General features: G+C 43.1%; 15 protein-coding genes. 12 read left to right on the top strand and 3 right to left on the bottom strand.

Annotated elements, in window-relative coordinates; all coding sequences use genetic code 11:
* Window positions 1-68: 68 nt before the first annotated feature.
* Window positions 69-947 (bottom strand): NAD(+) kinase, encoded by an 879-nt coding sequence (gene nadK / locus WDV75_RS14635; protein WP_143187471.1) that lies wholly within the window; start codon window positions 945-947, stop codon window positions 69-71.
* Between the two features lie 124 nt (window positions 948-1,071).
* Between nadK and grpE the strand changes: the two genes are divergently transcribed.
* Window positions 1,072-1,653 carry a nucleotide exchange factor GrpE gene (gene grpE, locus WDV75_RS14640; RefSeq protein ID WP_273560078.1) on the top strand — a complete coding sequence of 194 codons (582 nt, stop codon included), beginning with the start codon at window positions 1,072-1,074 and terminating at the stop codon, window positions 1,651-1,653.
* A gap of 66 nt (window positions 1,654-1,719) precedes the next feature.
* Here the strand turns inward: grpE and ung are convergent, their stop codons facing one another.
* A complete protein-coding gene (gene ung, locus WDV75_RS14645; protein WP_273560076.1) occupies window positions 1,720-2,400 on the bottom strand; it encodes a uracil-DNA glycosylase in 681 nt (226 codons plus the stop codon).
* Window positions 2,401-2,735: 335 nt separating this feature from the next.
* On the opposite strand from ung, the gene grcA reads away from it, so the two are divergent.
* Both grcA and WDV75_RS14655 read left to right on the top strand, forming a co-directional pair.
* Window positions 2,736-3,119: an autonomous glycyl radical cofactor GrcA gene (grcA, locus tag WDV75_RS14650; protein WP_189760702.1), complete on the top strand. Its 384-nt coding sequence runs from the start codon at window positions 2,736-2,738 to the stop codon at window positions 3,117-3,119.
* A 186-nt stretch (window positions 3,120-3,305) separates the two neighbouring features.
* Window positions 3,306-4,355 (top strand): phospholipase, encoded by a 1,050-nt coding sequence (locus WDV75_RS14655; protein WP_273560074.1) that lies wholly within the window; start codon window positions 3,306-3,308, stop codon window positions 4,353-4,355.
* Window positions 4,356-4,530: 175 nt separating this feature from the next.
* On the opposite strand, the gene srmB is transcribed toward WDV75_RS14655, so the two are convergent.
* Window positions 4,531-5,865, bottom strand: coding sequence for an ATP-dependent RNA helicase SrmB (gene srmB / locus WDV75_RS14660; protein WP_273560153.1), 1,335 nt, complete (start codon window positions 5,863-5,865; stop codon window positions 4,531-4,533).
* A 142-nt stretch (window positions 5,866-6,007) separates the two neighbouring features.
* On the opposite strand from srmB, the gene trmN reads away from it, so the two are divergent.
* From trmN to era, 9 genes are all read left to right on the top strand, one after another.
* Complete coding sequence (gene trmN, locus WDV75_RS14665) at window positions 6,008-6,763, top strand: tRNA(1)(Val) (adenine(37)-N(6))-methyltransferase TrmN (protein ID WP_273560072.1); 756 nt, start codon at window positions 6,008-6,010, stop codon at window positions 6,761-6,763.
* 278 nt (window positions 6,764-7,041) lie between these two features.
* Window positions 7,042-7,617 (top strand): RNA polymerase sigma factor RpoE, encoded by a 576-nt coding sequence (gene rpoE / locus WDV75_RS14670; RefSeq protein WP_047768512.1) that lies wholly within the window; start codon window positions 7,042-7,044, stop codon window positions 7,615-7,617.
* Window positions 7,618-7,663: 46 nt separating this feature from the next.
* A complete protein-coding gene (rseA, locus tag WDV75_RS14675; RefSeq protein ID WP_273560071.1) occupies window positions 7,664-8,302 on the top strand; it encodes an anti-sigma-E factor RseA in 639 nt (212 codons plus the stop codon).
* Complete coding sequence (rseB, locus tag WDV75_RS14680; protein ID WP_273560152.1) at window positions 8,302-9,261, top strand: sigma-E factor regulatory protein RseB; 960 nt, start codon at window positions 8,302-8,304, stop codon at window positions 9,259-9,261. The genes rseA and rseB overlap by 1 nt, the downstream gene beginning before the upstream one ends.
* Window positions 9,261-9,725, top strand: coding sequence for a SoxR-reducing system protein RseC (gene rseC / locus WDV75_RS14685; RefSeq protein ID WP_189760409.1), 465 nt, complete (start codon window positions 9,261-9,263; stop codon window positions 9,723-9,725). The genes rseB and rseC overlap by 1 nt, the downstream gene beginning before the upstream one ends.
* A gap of 229 nt (window positions 9,726-9,954) precedes the next feature.
* Entirely contained in the window at window positions 9,955-11,751 is a 1,797-nt protein-coding gene (lepA, locus tag WDV75_RS14690; RefSeq protein WP_273560070.1) for a translation elongation factor 4, read from the top strand.
* Between the two features lie 22 nt (window positions 11,752-11,773).
* Entirely contained in the window at window positions 11,774-12,745 is a 972-nt protein-coding gene (gene lepB, locus WDV75_RS14695; RefSeq protein WP_273560069.1) for a signal peptidase I, read from the top strand.
* Between the two features lie 227 nt (window positions 12,746-12,972).
* Complete coding sequence (rnc, locus tag WDV75_RS14700) at window positions 12,973-13,653, top strand: ribonuclease III (RefSeq protein WP_189760412.1); 681 nt, start codon at window positions 12,973-12,975, stop codon at window positions 13,651-13,653.
* Window positions 13,650-14,555, top strand: a complete 906-nt coding sequence (era, locus tag WDV75_RS14705) for a GTPase Era (protein WP_273560067.1) — start codon at window positions 13,650-13,652, stop codon at window positions 14,553-14,555. Before rnc ends, era begins: the two co-directional genes overlap by 4 nt.
* The last annotated feature ends 6 nt before the right edge of the window (window positions 14,556-14,561 follow it).

Below are 14,561 nucleotides of genomic sequence, written 5' to 3' on the forward strand. Positions count from 1 at the left end.
AAAAACATGTCTGTGCTTCCATACAGTATAAACTGGTTTTTTATACAGTAAAGTAGGAAGATCTATTTTTAGAACATTTTTTTCGACCAGCCCAGTTTTGTGCTCAGTGTATTAAAGTAGTTGTAATCTTTTGGGTGAATTAAATGCAGATTGTAGTCACTGCGTTTGATGATCACTTCTTCACCATCTTGGATTGGCAGGACGATCTGGCTGTCACAACTGACTTCGTAGTCATTGCTATTCTGGGCAAATTTCAGGCGAATGCTGCTTTCGCTGCTGATAACGAGAGGGCGAGCCGAGAGCGTATGTGGAAACATCGGCACTAGCACGATAGCGTCTAAGTTTGGGGTTAATATAGGTCCTCCTGCCGACAGTGAATAGGCCGTAGAGCCAGTGGGAGTTGCTATGATTAATCCATCTGAACGTTGAGAAAAAGCAAAACGTTCATCAATATATACTTCGAATTCAATCATATGAGCAACTTTGCCTGGATGAAGTACGACTTCGTTTAATGCAGTACTACGGCGGGATTTATGTCCCGTTTTTGTCACTTGTGCTTCGAGCAGAAAACGTTTTTCGTCTCGATATTTGCCGTCCAAAACTTCGGATAGTTGTTGTAAGGCATTATCGGGATCCAAATCCGTCAAAAAGCCCAAATTGCCTCGGTTGATACCAATGACTTTGATGTTATAACGTGATAATACTCTGGTTGCACCGAGCATATTGCCATCACCACCGACAACAATCACAAGATCGGCAATTTTACCAATTTCTGTCAATCCTCCAGTTTGAGCGCCTTTTAAATTAATGTCTTTCGCGACCTGTCTATCCACAATGACGCAATAACCTTTAGATACCAGCCAGTGGTACAGCATTTCGTGGGTGGCCAGCGCTTCCGGGTGACGTGGACGACCGACAATACCGATGCATTTGAATTCATTATTCATTGCTGTTATTTCCTTCAGCATATGGTTTTGCCCTCACAATAATGATTGTTCCCTTGAATCCCGCGTTTTGATCCCCATAATAAGCTCAAATGGCGAAGATAATACAAAATACGCGGAGATATTCATGAGTAGTAAAGACCAAAAAGTACCTGACGAGCAAGTCGCAGAAAATACAGAAAATGTATTAGAGCAACAAATGAATGCGGAACAGGCAGATGCGCCAGAGACTGAAAGCGTTGTTGATCCGCGTGTTGCTGAGTTGGAAGAACAACTGAAACAGGCTCAGGTTAATGAACGTGATGCTATGTTGCGTGCGCGTGCTGAAATCGAAAACATTCGCCGTCGTACTGAGCAGGATATAGAAAAGGCACATAAATTTGCATTGGAAAAATTCGCCAATGAACTTTTGCCCGTTATCGATAATCTGGAACGTGCATTAGATGCGGCTGATCGTACCAATGAAGCGTTACTGCCAATGATTGAAGGTATTGAACTGACGCTGAAATCTTTTATTGATTCAGTGGGTAAGTTTGGCGTTGAAGTGGTCAGTGACATTAATGTACCTTTCAATCCAGAAGTGCATCAGGCGATGACCATGATGGAATCAGATCAGCATGAACCTAATCAGGTTATGTTGGTGATGCAGAAAGGTTATACTTTAAATGGTCGTCTATTGCGTCCTGCAATGGTTGCGGTTTCTAAATAAAGGTTACGGTCTCTCGTGATGTAATGCCGCCATTAGAAAGGCGGCATTTTTGTAGGCAGAGATCGGTTATTGGGGTAATTGAGGCTCCCAATCTATTGGAGATAATCCTTGAGCTTCCAATAAGCTATTGGCCTGTGAAAAATGTTTACAGCCTAAGAAACCTCGATGGGCGGACAGAGGTGAAGGATGGGGGGCTTTTAATACATGGTGGCGTTGGATATCAATGAAGTGGCCTTTTTTCTGGGCATGAGATCCCCAAAGTAAGAAAATGACCCCATTGCGATGTTCATTGATTGCTGCAATAACTTTGTCAGTGAACGTTTCCCAGCCCAAATGCGCATGAGAATGTGCGTTACCGCGCTCAACGGTGAGTACGGTATTGAGTAATAACACCCCCTGTTTTGCCCAGCTTATTAAGCAACCGTGATTTGGACGAGTAAATCCAGCAATATCCGATGCCAGTTCTTTGTACATATTGACGAGAGAAGGCGGTGCAGGAATACCTGGCTGTACAGAGAAAGCCAAACCATGGGCCTGATTCGGGCCGTGGTAAGGATCTTGTCCTAAAATGACGACTTTTACATCAGCCAATTCAGTATAGCGAAAGGCATTAAAAACATCGGCTTGAGGCGGATAAATGGTTTTTCCAGCCTGACGTTCATTGGCAACATAAGCCAATGTATCAACAAAATAAGGCTGTTTCTTTTCATTGCCGATGACATCGTGCCATGTGAGAGGTGTGGACATAGCCAATCCCTTTCTAAATGATTATCAGATGACTTAAGCTTACCGATTCCCTTGGGATAGGGAAACCCTCAGATCCCAATCTAAGCTTAATTCTCAGGATGAAAATCTATTTTTATAAATTTTTTTGAAAAAATATGAAAATAATTTCATTCAATTCTACTATAAAAGATGATTTAAAACATAATGTTATGAATTTATTATCAATAACCTTATGAAATTAGTTGATTACAATCAAAGAATCTTCTCATTTGTGCTGGTATACAGGAAATCAAGAACGATGGTTGATTAAATTATGGATTGACTGAATAACTAAGATGATGATTCTGGAGGTATAAATGATTACTGGAATTCAAATTACCCAATCTGATAATGCTGCATTGATGAATTCTTTTTGGCTATTGGATGATGAAAAAAATGAAGCGCGTTGCATCTGTGCCAAAGCAGATTACGATGAAGGCCAGATTGTTGCTAAAGAGGAACTGGGGCAATTTGAATATCGCGAGATCCCGTTGGAGGTCAAGCCGGCTGTACGTATAGAAGGCGGGCAACATCTGAATGTTAATGTTCTGCGTCGTGAAACGTTGGAAGATGCCGTAAAACACCCTGAAAAGTATCCTCAACTCACTATTCGTGTATCTGGTTATGCTGTGCGTTTTAACTCACTGACTCCAGAACAGCAACGTGATGTTATTGCGCGTACGTTTACAGAAAGCCTGTAATTTTTGTATCAAGCAAAAAATTTAAAGGGAGAATTAATACTCCCTTTTTTATTTCCATGTTTTAGTTGTGGGAATTAATTTTGTTAATTAAGGATTAAATTTGTTTTAATATTGTTAAAAATTCTGCCGATAGTGAGTTTGGGTTTTTAAAACACACCAAATTTAAATAATCTGTAGGAGAATTTTATGACTTTATCAGTTAATACCGATTTTTTCCGTGGACCAGGGATCTACTCACTACAAGGAAATGCGCTACAACCCCAACCTAATTCTTCAGCTCAATCACCACCTGACGAAGTTGAACACATTTCTTCCCCAAGCATTTCACTTTCAGAAAATACCAAGCAGGTGAATGCGCTCTATCAATCATTGGTTAATAATTTAAATGCCAGCGCGATGGCAGCTCCTGAATTGAAAGCAAATGATATTGCGGGAAAACAATCTAAACTGGTCGATTATAACTTGACGTTGGTTACCCGTGATGTTTATCGACAAACGAGTTTAGGGATTGGCGATTATGTGCGCCTGTCTGATGAGGATTTATCAAAATTAGGGATTGATCCTGATACTCTGAATGATTATTCAACAGGATTTCAGGCCGGTGTTTACCACAATAAGGGACTATATATTGTCTCTTTCACAGGATCGAATGAATTACAGGATTTTATGGTAAGTATTCGTCAAGGGCTTGGTTTCAATGAAAAGCAGTATAATCAAGCCGTGGAATTGGCACATAAATCGTTAGAAGTATTTGGTGAAAATGTCATTTTTACAGGGCATTCATTGGGGGGCGGATTAGCAACAGTGGCAGCATTGGCAACAGGGAAACCAGCAGTTATTTACAATTCTGTTAGTGTTTCTGACGCTACATTGAAATATATGGGCGTATCACCCGAAGTTGCTCGTGAAATGGCTGACAGCGGTTTGATACGCCATTATACCGTCCAACATGATTGGCTGGGGAACCTGCAAAAAACATTGCCAATTCGTCAACCGATGGGGCACAAAGTAGAGCTTAAGTATGAATATGAATTAGAAAATATATGGGATGTCATGTTGCCTAATCGATATGGTCTCCACACTTTTAAGGCTCATTTTTTGGAAGCTGTCCTCGAATTGATGGCGGAACAAAAGCCTTGGTTGAATAATGGCAATACCATGTTGGCGTCAACGGACGTTACAGATACAGATATTACCTTGCAGCAAGGTGAGCAGCATTTGCCGTATAATATTTAGCGCTCAGTCTGCCGGAACATGGGCGAATTCACTGTATGGCTTCGCCCATGTTCTACAATCGGTGATTAATTAATCGTTGCTAAATAGGTTTTCATCATACTGAGAGTATCAGATGTTGGAGTTCCTTACCCTGTACGGAGCACGGGATAAGGAATACGCCTATCATTTTGAAGCGCTATTTAGATTCAGTTAATTCTGGTCTGGGATTGCCAGAAGGAGCGCGGCGTTTCCCGATATTTTTGCTATCGCGATGACGAACTTTTACGCGGTTTTTCTTTGTCTCTTCTGTTTTCTTCTTCTCTTTGCGTTTTGCCAATACTTTTTTGGATGGCTTATTGCTCTTTTTCTCACTTGGCGCTTTGGTTTGTGGGCGAAGTTCATCAACCACTCGCATTTTCAAAGGCTCTTTGAGATAACGGCTGATTTTGCCTAAAAGCAGGTGATCGTGTGCTTCAACCAGAGCAATGGCAGTTCCTTTACGGCCTGCGCGAGCAGTACGACCAATTCGGTGTAAGTAAACATCCGCGGTACGAGGCAAATCGAAGTTAAAGACGTGGCTGATATTCTCGATATCCAAGCCACGGGAAGCAACATCGGTTGCTACCAAGACCTTGACTTTACCCTCATTCAAGCGTCTGACAGCATCTGTACGCTTGGCTTGCACCATTTCACCTTCAAGAAAACACGCTTGAATGCCTGCTTGGTTCAGCCAATCGACAAGTTCGCGCACACGCTCTCGTTTGCGCACGAAAACAATGGATTTCGTCACTTCAGGCTGCTGGAGAAGGTGGCACAGCAGGGCTGTTTTATGCTCTAACGAATCAGCCCGATAGTAAAATTGCTGAATTTTCTTGCGCTCACGGCGAGAAGGTTCGGCATCGATCTCAACCGGATCTGTTAACAGACGCTCAGCAAAATCACGGATGGATTCCCCTTCCAGCGTCGCGGAGAATAACAATGTTTGTTTACGCCAGCGGGTTTCGCCTGCAATCGTTTCGACATCATTGGCAAATCCCATATCCAACATGCGATCCGCTTCATCAAGGATCAGCGTTTCCACTGCACGGCAGTCGAAATTTTCCTCTTTGATGTATTGCAGCAGACGCCCTGTCGTTGCGACAACAATATCCTGATTCTCACTGAATACTTCCGCATGATTCATGTAGGCAACACCACCTGTAATTGTGGCAATGTCCAAATGTGTATGGGCCGCCAGCTCTTTTGCCTGTTCTGCCACCTGCATTGCCAGTTCACGGGTTGGTGTCAAAATCAGGATGCGTGGAGGTCCTGATTTTTTGCGAGGAAAATCCAATAAATGCTGTAGAGCCGGTAGCAGGTAAGCGGCAGTTTTACCGGTACCGGTTGGCGCTGAGCCTAATACATCGCGTCCGTCCATAGCCGCAGGAATGGCTGCCGCCTGAATAGCGGTCGGGCGTTCGTAGCCTTTGTCGTTCAGTGCTTCAAGCAAGGATTCATCAAGTTGGAATTCGGAAAAGTTTGTCGCAGTCATCATATACCTCTGTTTGGGTCGCCGATTATAAACAGGTTGGGCGTATTCTTCATCCTATAAAAGCATCCAATAAGTAGGTTACTTTTATCCGCCGGCTATAAGATTTATGCTATGACAAATTCTAATTTCAGCAGAATAGGTTATGGCATCGATACAGAAACCCACTTTTCGCCGCGGTGGTTTTACATTTAAACAGTTTTTTGTTGGACATGATAAATGTGCGATGAAAGTCGGGACGGATGGGGTGTTGTTGGGAGCCTGGGCGCCAGTATATAACAAGAAAAGATGTCTGGATATTGGATGTGGCAGTGGTTTGATTGCATTGATGATAGCCCAACGCACCAAAGAAGATACCTTTATTGATGCGGTGGAGCTGGATGAACTTGCTGCAATGCAGGCAGTGGATAATGTACGGCAATCACCGTGGCCTTCCCGCATGACGGTATATCAGCAGGATATTCATGATTTCGTGCGACAAAATGCGTTGCGGAAAATTAACGCGCAATATGATTTGATTGTGAGCAATCCTCCCTACTTTGAGCCAGCTATTGCATGTCGAAACGAAGCTCGTAATCAGGCGCGTTATACGGAGTCATTGACGCATCAGGGGTTATTGGCGTGTGTACGGGCATTGATTACACCAACAGGGTTATTTTGTCTGGTACTCCCTTATGAAATTGGTGAACAATTTGAAAAAATGGCGTCAGATTTGGGATGGTTTACCCATTTCCGTGTCAATGTTCGTGACAGGCAAGATAAGCCGTTGCATCGGCTATTACTGGGATTGTCACGACAAAAACAGGATGTCCAAGTGAGTGAATTAACGATTCGTTCTTCGGATGGCACATATTCAGAGGACTTTCGTCAGTTGGTAACAGATTTTTATCTTTATTATTGATGAGATTAGCACTATTGAGATGGTGAATGAGATATTTCGGTATAATAAAACAAAGGTTTTCTTTTCTCAGTTTAAAATCGCGTATCCTGTGAAATAGCGGCTATGATTTAGAAAAGTGCAATACGGAAATAACAGGTGGCTGTAATCAAAATTACAACTAAAGTTGAACTTCACAGTGAACTGATACTCAAAGTCATGCTTGTTCGGGAAATCAGAACATCATATTGGTTTAATTTAAGTATAAATGTGGAGTTTTACCTCAGGAGAGTGAACCTCGGATGAGCGAGCAGTTAACGGATCAAATGCTGATTGAACGCGTCCAGAAGGGCGACCAAAAAGCATTTAATTTGCTGGTGATGAGATACCAGCACAAAGTAGCGAGCCTGATTGCTCGTTACGTACCTCAAAGTGACGTTCCTGATGTTGCTCAGGAGGTTTTCATTAAGACTTATCGGGCACTTTCTTCTTTCCGAGGTGATAGTGCATTTTATACATGGTTGTACCGTATTGCCGTTAATACTGCGAAAAATTATTTAGTTGCTCAGGGGCGCCGTCCACCATCTAATGATTTGGATGCCAACGATGCAGAAAATTATGATACGTCAAGTTCATTAAAAGAAATTTCGAACCCTGAGAACTTAATGTTGTCTGAAGAATTAAAGGAAGTCGTTTTCCGCACGATTGAGTCGCTTCCAGAAGATTTGAGGGTCGCGATTACGTTGAGGGAGTTGGATGGATTGAGCTATGAAGAGATAGCCGACATCATGGAATGTCCTGTAGGCACTGTGCGCTCACGAATTTTTCGGGCAAGGGAAGCAATTGATAATAAAGTTCAACCACTTATCCAACAATAACGAATGGAAAACAGTGGAATAAAACAATATTGAAGGGTACTTTGGCATGCAAAGAGAGAAACTTTCCGCATTAATGGATGGAGAAGCTCTTGATAGTGAAGTAGTTCATTTGGTCTCTGAAGATGCGGTCATGCAGAAACAGTGGGAACGCTATCATCTGGTGCGTGATGTGCTGCGTGGCGATGTGGGGGATGTATTGCATTTGGATATTGCAAGTCAAGTCGCGTTGGCACTTGAAAAAGAACCCATTCATATTAATCCAGCAGCTGTTCTGGAATCTCAGCCAAAACCTGAAACATGGGCTAACATGCCATTCTGGCATAAAATTTGTGCATGGAAGAGTCAAATTGCACAAATTGGTGTTGCAGCCTGTGTATCGCTGTCCGTGATTATCGGTGTCCAGCAGTATAATAGTGATAACAGTGTTGAAACAGATATCCAATTTGAAGCCCCCGCTTTTAACACATTGCCGGTGATGGGTACCGCTTCAACAGTTGGCTTAGCAACCCCAGCTGAAGAAGAAACTTTCGGTGGTGATTTGAATATGCAAGTGCGAGAAAGCAATAAACGAATTGATGCGATGTTGCAGCAATATGAACTCGCTCGGCGCATTCACGCTGAAAAAAATGATGGTGTCACTCAGGCTAATCAGTCTCCTGAAGAGCAAGCGCCACAACAACAGTGATGAAACGTACTTGGCTTGTCGTTTTTTTATTGGCGAGTAGCCTGATAAATCCTCTAAAGGCCTCAGCGCAACAAAGCAACGCTGAGGCTTTGTTACAGGATATGAGTAAGGCAGTGCAAACGCTGGATTACGAGCTTGGCTTCATCATCTTAGAACAGCAATTTCTCGTTCCCTTGCGTTACCGTCATGCCATTATTGATGGACAGGTTATGGCTCAAATCATCCAAATGGATGGTTCACGTAGGGAAATTATCCAGCGCGGTGACCAAATCAGCTATTACGAACCTGGATTAGACTCATTTAGTATCCGTGGTTCTCATATCGTCGATTATCTTCCACCGATCATCTTTGCCGATTTTGCCCAATTACAAAAATTTTACCGTTTTATTGATGCAGGCAGCACGAATTTTGGCGATTATCCTGTGCGTTTTGTACGCATCATATCGAAAGATAAATCCCGTTATAATTATAACCTGTTGATTGATGAGAAAAATCATCTTCCTCTGCTGATAGACCTATTAGATAAGGATAATAAAACAGTCATTGAACAATTCCGTGTCGTGTCATCAACTGTGAATGACTCGATTAAAACGGAATTGAATGTAATTACTGATTTGAAATTACCACCTATGCTGCTCATTCCTCCTGCTGATAAATTGAAATTCAATTGGCTGGTTGGAAAAATGCCTGACGGTTTCAAAGAAATTTCACGTAACAGCCGAAAACTATCAGAGACAGAATGGTTAGAGTCCATTATGTATGGTGATGGATTGTTTAATTTTTCTGTAAATGTGGTGAACTCAGATAAAAAAATTGTCGATGAACAACCATTTCGACAGGGCAGAAGAACGGTTTATACTTTGACCAGAGGCAAAAACAGCATAACAGTCATTGGTGAGCTGCCTTTCGCAACAGCCGAACAAATTGCAGCAAGCGTGACGTTTACGGGAGAAAATTGATGGTTAAAGAGTGGGCAACTGTTGTCCGTTGGCACAAAGGGCGGGCATTATTACGTTATGGCTCATCTTCAGGTTGCGGTAGCTGTCAAACCAAAGCAGCCTGTGGTTCTTATTTACTGGAAAAGATAGGGCCAGAAAGCATCCATCAGTTGGAACTGGAAATTGCTCAACCACTCCAACCGGGGCAGAAGGTTGAAGTAGGCATTCCTGAAAGCAGTCTGCTACGTTCAGCTATGCTGGTATATTTGACACCCTTGTTGGGGTTGTTTTTGGTTGCCGCACTTTTTCAATTTTGGACGACTGACCAATTATGGACCTGCTTAGGCGGGGTTGGCGGTGGAGTCGCTGGTTTCTTCATTGCTCGCAAGATCGCGGCGTATTGGGATAATTTGCAAGCATACCAGCCTGTTGTGTTACAAATTGGTTTACCTCCTGATTCGATTAAGGTTCTACAGCAAGAATAATCTGTTTTACCATACGAGCTTCAACTTTAATTTATCATTACTGAAAACAACTGGGTCATACTGAAAACGACAGGCATGGCTAAGTTTTCACGGGTTTGGTTTTCACGGGTTTGACATGTAGAATACAGCTCCTCAGGCCAGTGGCCGAACCAATAAACTGTCGCTTTATGTCCATCAATGTGTCCATAGGCGAATGATTCAGAAATATTAAGGCAAAAAAGATTTAATAATGAAGCAAATAAGAAATTTCTCCATTATCGCCCACATTGACCACGGTAAATCCACGCTCTCTGACCGGATTATTCAAATTTGTGGTGGTTTGTCTGATCGCGAAATGGCAGCGCAAGTACTGGATTCAATGGATCTTGAACGTGAACGCGGGATCACGATCAAAGCACAAAGTGTAACCCTTGATTACAAGGCAAATGACGGGCAAGTCTACCAATTAAACTTTATCGATACGCCAGGGCATGTTGACTTCTCTTACGAAGTTTCCCGTTCATTGGCTGCGTGTGAAGGTGCTTTGCTGGTTGTTGATGCAGGGCAGGGGGTTGAAGCCCAGACATTGGCTAACTGCTATACCGCCATTGAAATGGATTTGGAAGTCGTTCCAGTTCTGAATAAAATTGACCTTCCTGCTGCTGAACCAGAGCGTGTCGCTGAAGAAATCGAAGACATTGTTGGTATTGATGCGACCAATGCTGTTCGTTGTTCTGCAAAAACGGGCGTGGGTGTACAGGATGTTATTGAACGTCTGGTGGAAGAGATACCGCCACCAGAAGGCGATCCTGATGCTCCATTACAGGCCCTGATTATTGACTCATGGTTTGATAATTACCTTGGTGTTGTGTCACTTGTTCGTATTAAAAACGGTACGTTGCGTAAAGGTGACAAAATTAAGGTAATGAGCACTGGACAGGTATACAACGCTGACCGATTGGGTATCTTCACACCGAAACGCATTGATCGTGATGTGTTGAATTGTGGTGAAGTAGGCTGGTTGGTCTGTGCCATCAAAGATATTCTGGGGGCGCCAGTTGGGGATACACTGACAACGGCTCGCCAGCCTGCGGAAAAAGCCCTGCCTGGTTTTAAAAAGGTCAAACCGCAAGTTTATGCTGGTCTGTTTCCTGTAAGTTCTGATGACTATGAAGCATTCCGTGATGCGTTGGGCAAACTGAGCTTAAATGATGCATCATTATTCTACGAACCAGAAAGTTCGACTGCGCTGGGTTTTGGTTTCCGCTGTGGTTTCCTTGGCTTGCTGCATATGGAAATCATTCAGGAGCGCCTGGAACGTGAATATGATCTTGATTTGATCACAACGGCTCCAACAGTTGTTTATGAAGTTGAGACAACCAGTGGTGATATTATCTATGTTGATAGTCCATCCAAGTTGCCACCATTAAACAACATTAATGAATTGCGTGAGCCGATTGCAGAATGTCACATGTTGTTGCCGAAAGAGTACCTTGGCAACGTCATTACACTCTGCGTAGAAAAACGCGGTGTGCAGACAAATATGGTTTATCACGGTAATCAGGTTGCACTAACTTATGAAATTCCAATGGCTGAAGTGGTTCTGGATTTCTTTGACCGCTTAAAATCAACATCTCGTGGTTACGCCTCGTTAGATTATAATTTTATCCGCTTCCAGGATTCGGACATGGTTCGTGTAGATGTCTTGATTAACGGTGAGCGTGTTGATGCCCTGGCATTGATTACTCACCGTGACAACTCTCAGTACCGTGGACGTGAGCTGGTGGAAAAAATGAAAGATCTGATCCCACGCCAGCAGTTTGACATTGCTATTCAGGCTGCCATAGGAACTCACATTATTGCGCGTTCTACCGTTAAGCAATTACGTAAAAACGTATTGGCGAAATGTTATGGTGGTGACGTCAGCCGTAAGAAAAAGTTATTGCAGAAACAGAAAGAAGGTAAAAAACGCATGAAGCAGGTCGGCAATGTTGAACTGCCGCAGGAAGCTTTCTTAGCGATTCTGCATGTTGGCAAAGATAATTAACACAAGGTCGTAAGGAGTTCAAATGGCTAACACTTTTGCCTTGATATTAACGTTAGCAACGTTAATTACTGGTATTCTTTGGTGCATAGAGCGATTTAAGTTCGCACCTGAACGTAAGAAAAAACTTGCTCATATTCAGGAACAGGCGACAGGAGCAGAAGCTCAGGAAGCTTTGGCTAAAGGACTTAACAAACCTTCATGGGTTGAAACACTTGCATCTGTCTTTCCAGTGTTAGCCATTGTGTTGGTTCTGCGCTCTTTCGTCTATGAACCTTTTCAGATCCCTTCTGGTTCAATGATGCCGACATTGTTGATCGGGGATTTTATTCTGGTTGAAAAATTTGCTTATGGTTTAAAAGATCCCATTACGCAAACAACCTTAATTAAGACTGGCGAGCCTAAGCGTGGCGATATTGCAGTTTTCAAATTCCCGAAGAACCCAAGCATAGATTTTGTAAAACGCATTATTGGCTTACCTGGAGATAAGATCGTTTACGATTATGTCAACAAAGAGCTTCAGGTTTACCCGGGCTGTGGCTGGAATGCGCAATGTAAGGGCGATTTACCGGTTACTTATCGGAATGTGTTCCCAAGTGAATGGACAATAAAAGAGGCTGTGACACCAGAAGGCGTTCGTATAAGTGGTGTTTATCAAGTTCCGGTTGATGAGTCAGTAGGGCCGAACGCTCTTCGCCAGGACGAAAGAGTCGAAACTTTAGGTAATGTGTCGCACCATATTTTGACCATTCCTGTAATACAACGTTTCCCTGGTTTCTCTCAAGAAGGTTTGCCAGTAGGGACTTGGGTTGTTCCTAAGGGGCAATATTTTGCCATGGGTGATAACCGTGACAATAGTGATGATAGTCGTTCATGGGGCTTTGTACCGGAGAAAAATCTGGTAGGCCGTGCAACTGCCATTTGGATGAGCTTTGAAAAACAGGAAGGTGAATGGCCTACTGGTGTGCGCTTTAGTCGAATTGGTGGAATTCACTAATATTTATATATTAGCGCAGCATTAATTTATCTCACAGTGTAGAATATTCTTTCAAACGAGATGACTGGCTCCTAAAGAGGATGAATACTTTGGGAGCCAGTGCAAACGCAACAGTTTTGTAAGGCATACCGCAAAAATATCCCCAAGAGAAATTGCGGGTTAATATCGCCTCACAGGTCTGTTGCGTGTGCTTTTTATTTGATGAATTCTAACTGAATTGGTAGCACATGAACCCCATAATAACGAACCGGTTACAACATAAGCTAGGATATAGCTTTAAACAGCACGATTTGTTGCTTCAAGCATTGACTCACCGCAGTGCCAGTAGCAAGCATAATGAACGTTTGGAATTTCTTGGTGACTCCATCCTGAGTTTTGTCATTGCTAATGCCCTTTACCATCGTTTTCCCCGTGTTGATGAAGGGGATATGAGCCGAATGCGGGCAACATTGGTGCGTGGTAATACTCTGGCGGAGCTAGCCAGGGAATTTGAATTAGGTGAATGCCTGCGTTTGGGGCCGGGTGAGTTAAAGAGTGGAGGACATCGTCGCGAATCCATTTTAGCGGATAGCATTGAAGCCTTAATCGGCGCTATTTTTCTTGATAGCGACATTCAGACAGTCGAAAAGATTATCTTGAATTGGTATGAAACCCGTTTGAATGAAATTAGCCCAGGCGATAAGCAAAAAGATCCTAAAACCCGTTTACAAGAATATTTGCAAGGGCGTCATCTGCCGTTGCCTACATATCTGGTTGTTCAGGTTCGTGGGGAAGCCCATGATCAGGAATTTACAATTCACTGTCAGGTCAGTGGATTTGAACAACCGGTCAGAGGAGTCGGTTCCAGTCGCCGCAAGGCAGAGCAGGCGGCTGCGGAACAAGCATTAAAACAACTGGAGCTTGAATGAGCGAAGAAAAAAACTATTGCGGATTCGTTGCAATAGTCGGTCGGCCTAATGTTGGTAAATCAACGTTATTGAATCAGTTATTGGGCCAAAAAGTATCTATTACCTCCCGTAAACCTCAAACGACGCGGCATCGCATCATGGGGATCCATACGGAAGGGGCTTACCAAACTATCTATGTTGATACACCGGGTCTGCATATTGAAGAAAAGCGGGCGATAAACCGCCTGATGAACCGTGCGGCGAGCAGCTCTATTGGTGATGTCGAACTGGTTATTTTTGTTGTGGAAGGTACGCACTGGACACCCGATGATGAAATGGTGGTGAATAAGTTACGTCATTTGCGTTGTCCTGTCTTACTGGCTATCAATAAAGTGGACAATGTAACGGATAAAACCCTTCTTCTGCCACATATCGGTTTTCTTAGCCAACAGATGAATTTTCTCGATGTTGTGCCGATTAGCGCCGAAAAAGGCATGAATGTTGATACTATTGCCAACATAGTACGTGATCATATGCCACAGGCGGATCATCACTTCCCAGAGGATTACATTACTGATCGCTCACAGCGTTTTATGGCGTCAGAAATCATCCGTGAAAAACTGATGCGTTTTTTGGGTGATGAACTCCCCTATTCTGTGACAGTGGAAATTGAGCAATTTGTTACCAATGAGCGTGGAGGCTATACCATCCACGGTTTGATTCTGGTAGAGCGTGATGGTCAGAAGAAAATGGTGATTGGTAATAAAGGCAGCAAAATCAAGAAGATTGGCATAGAAGCCCGTCAGGATATGGAAAAGCTGTTTGATATGAAAGTCCACCTGGAATTGTGGGTAAAAGTGAAATCCGGTTGGGCTGATGACGAACGAGCGCTGCGTAGCCTCGGTTACGTTGACGACTTATAAGGCTGA

The organism is Xenorhabdus griffiniae (assembly GCF_037265215.1).
Taxonomy (GTDB): Bacteria; Pseudomonadota; Gammaproteobacteria; order Enterobacterales; family Enterobacteriaceae; genus Xenorhabdus; species Xenorhabdus griffiniae.

What these genes read in the sequence shown, in the direction of transcription:
- nadK (WP_143187471.1), bottom strand. Translation starts at nt 947, where the DNA reads ATGAATAATGAATTCAAATGCATCGGTATTGTCGGTCGTCCACGTCAC.
- grpE (WP_273560078.1), top strand. Translation starts at nt 1,072, where the DNA reads ATGAGTAGTAAAGACCAAAAAGTACCTGACGAGCAAGTCGCAGAAAAT.
- ung (WP_273560076.1), bottom strand. Translation starts at nt 2,400, where the DNA reads ATGTCCACACCTCTCACATGGCACGATGTCATCGGCAATGAAAAGAAA.
- grcA (WP_189760702.1), top strand. Translation starts at nt 2,736, where the DNA reads ATGATTACTGGAATTCAAATTACCCAATCTGATAATGCTGCATTGATG.
- WDV75_RS14655 (WP_273560074.1), top strand. Translation starts at nt 3,306, where the DNA reads ATGACTTTATCAGTTAATACCGATTTTTTCCGTGGACCAGGGATCTAC.
- srmB (WP_273560153.1), bottom strand. Translation starts at nt 5,865, where the DNA reads ATGACTGCGACAAACTTTTCCGAATTCCAACTTGATGAATCCTTGCTT.
- trmN (WP_273560072.1), top strand. Translation starts at nt 6,008, where the DNA reads ATGGCATCGATACAGAAACCCACTTTTCGCCGCGGTGGTTTTACATTT.
- rpoE (WP_047768512.1), top strand. Translation starts at nt 7,042, where the DNA reads ATGAGCGAGCAGTTAACGGATCAAATGCTGATTGAACGCGTCCAGAAG.
- rseA (WP_273560071.1), top strand. Translation starts at nt 7,664, where the DNA reads ATGCAAAGAGAGAAACTTTCCGCATTAATGGATGGAGAAGCTCTTGAT.
- rseB (WP_273560152.1), top strand. Translation starts at nt 8,302, where the DNA reads ATGAAACGTACTTGGCTTGTCGTTTTTTTATTGGCGAGTAGCCTGATA.
- rseC (WP_189760409.1), top strand. Translation starts at nt 9,261, where the DNA reads ATGGTTAAAGAGTGGGCAACTGTTGTCCGTTGGCACAAAGGGCGGGCA.
- lepA (WP_273560070.1), top strand. Translation starts at nt 9,955, where the DNA reads ATGAAGCAAATAAGAAATTTCTCCATTATCGCCCACATTGACCACGGT.
- lepB (WP_273560069.1), top strand. Translation starts at nt 11,774, where the DNA reads ATGGCTAACACTTTTGCCTTGATATTAACGTTAGCAACGTTAATTACT.
- rnc (WP_189760412.1), top strand. Translation starts at nt 12,973, where the DNA reads ATGAACCCCATAATAACGAACCGGTTACAACATAAGCTAGGATATAGC.
- era (WP_273560067.1), top strand. Translation starts at nt 13,650, where the DNA reads ATGAGCGAAGAAAAAAACTATTGCGGATTCGTTGCAATAGTCGGTCGG.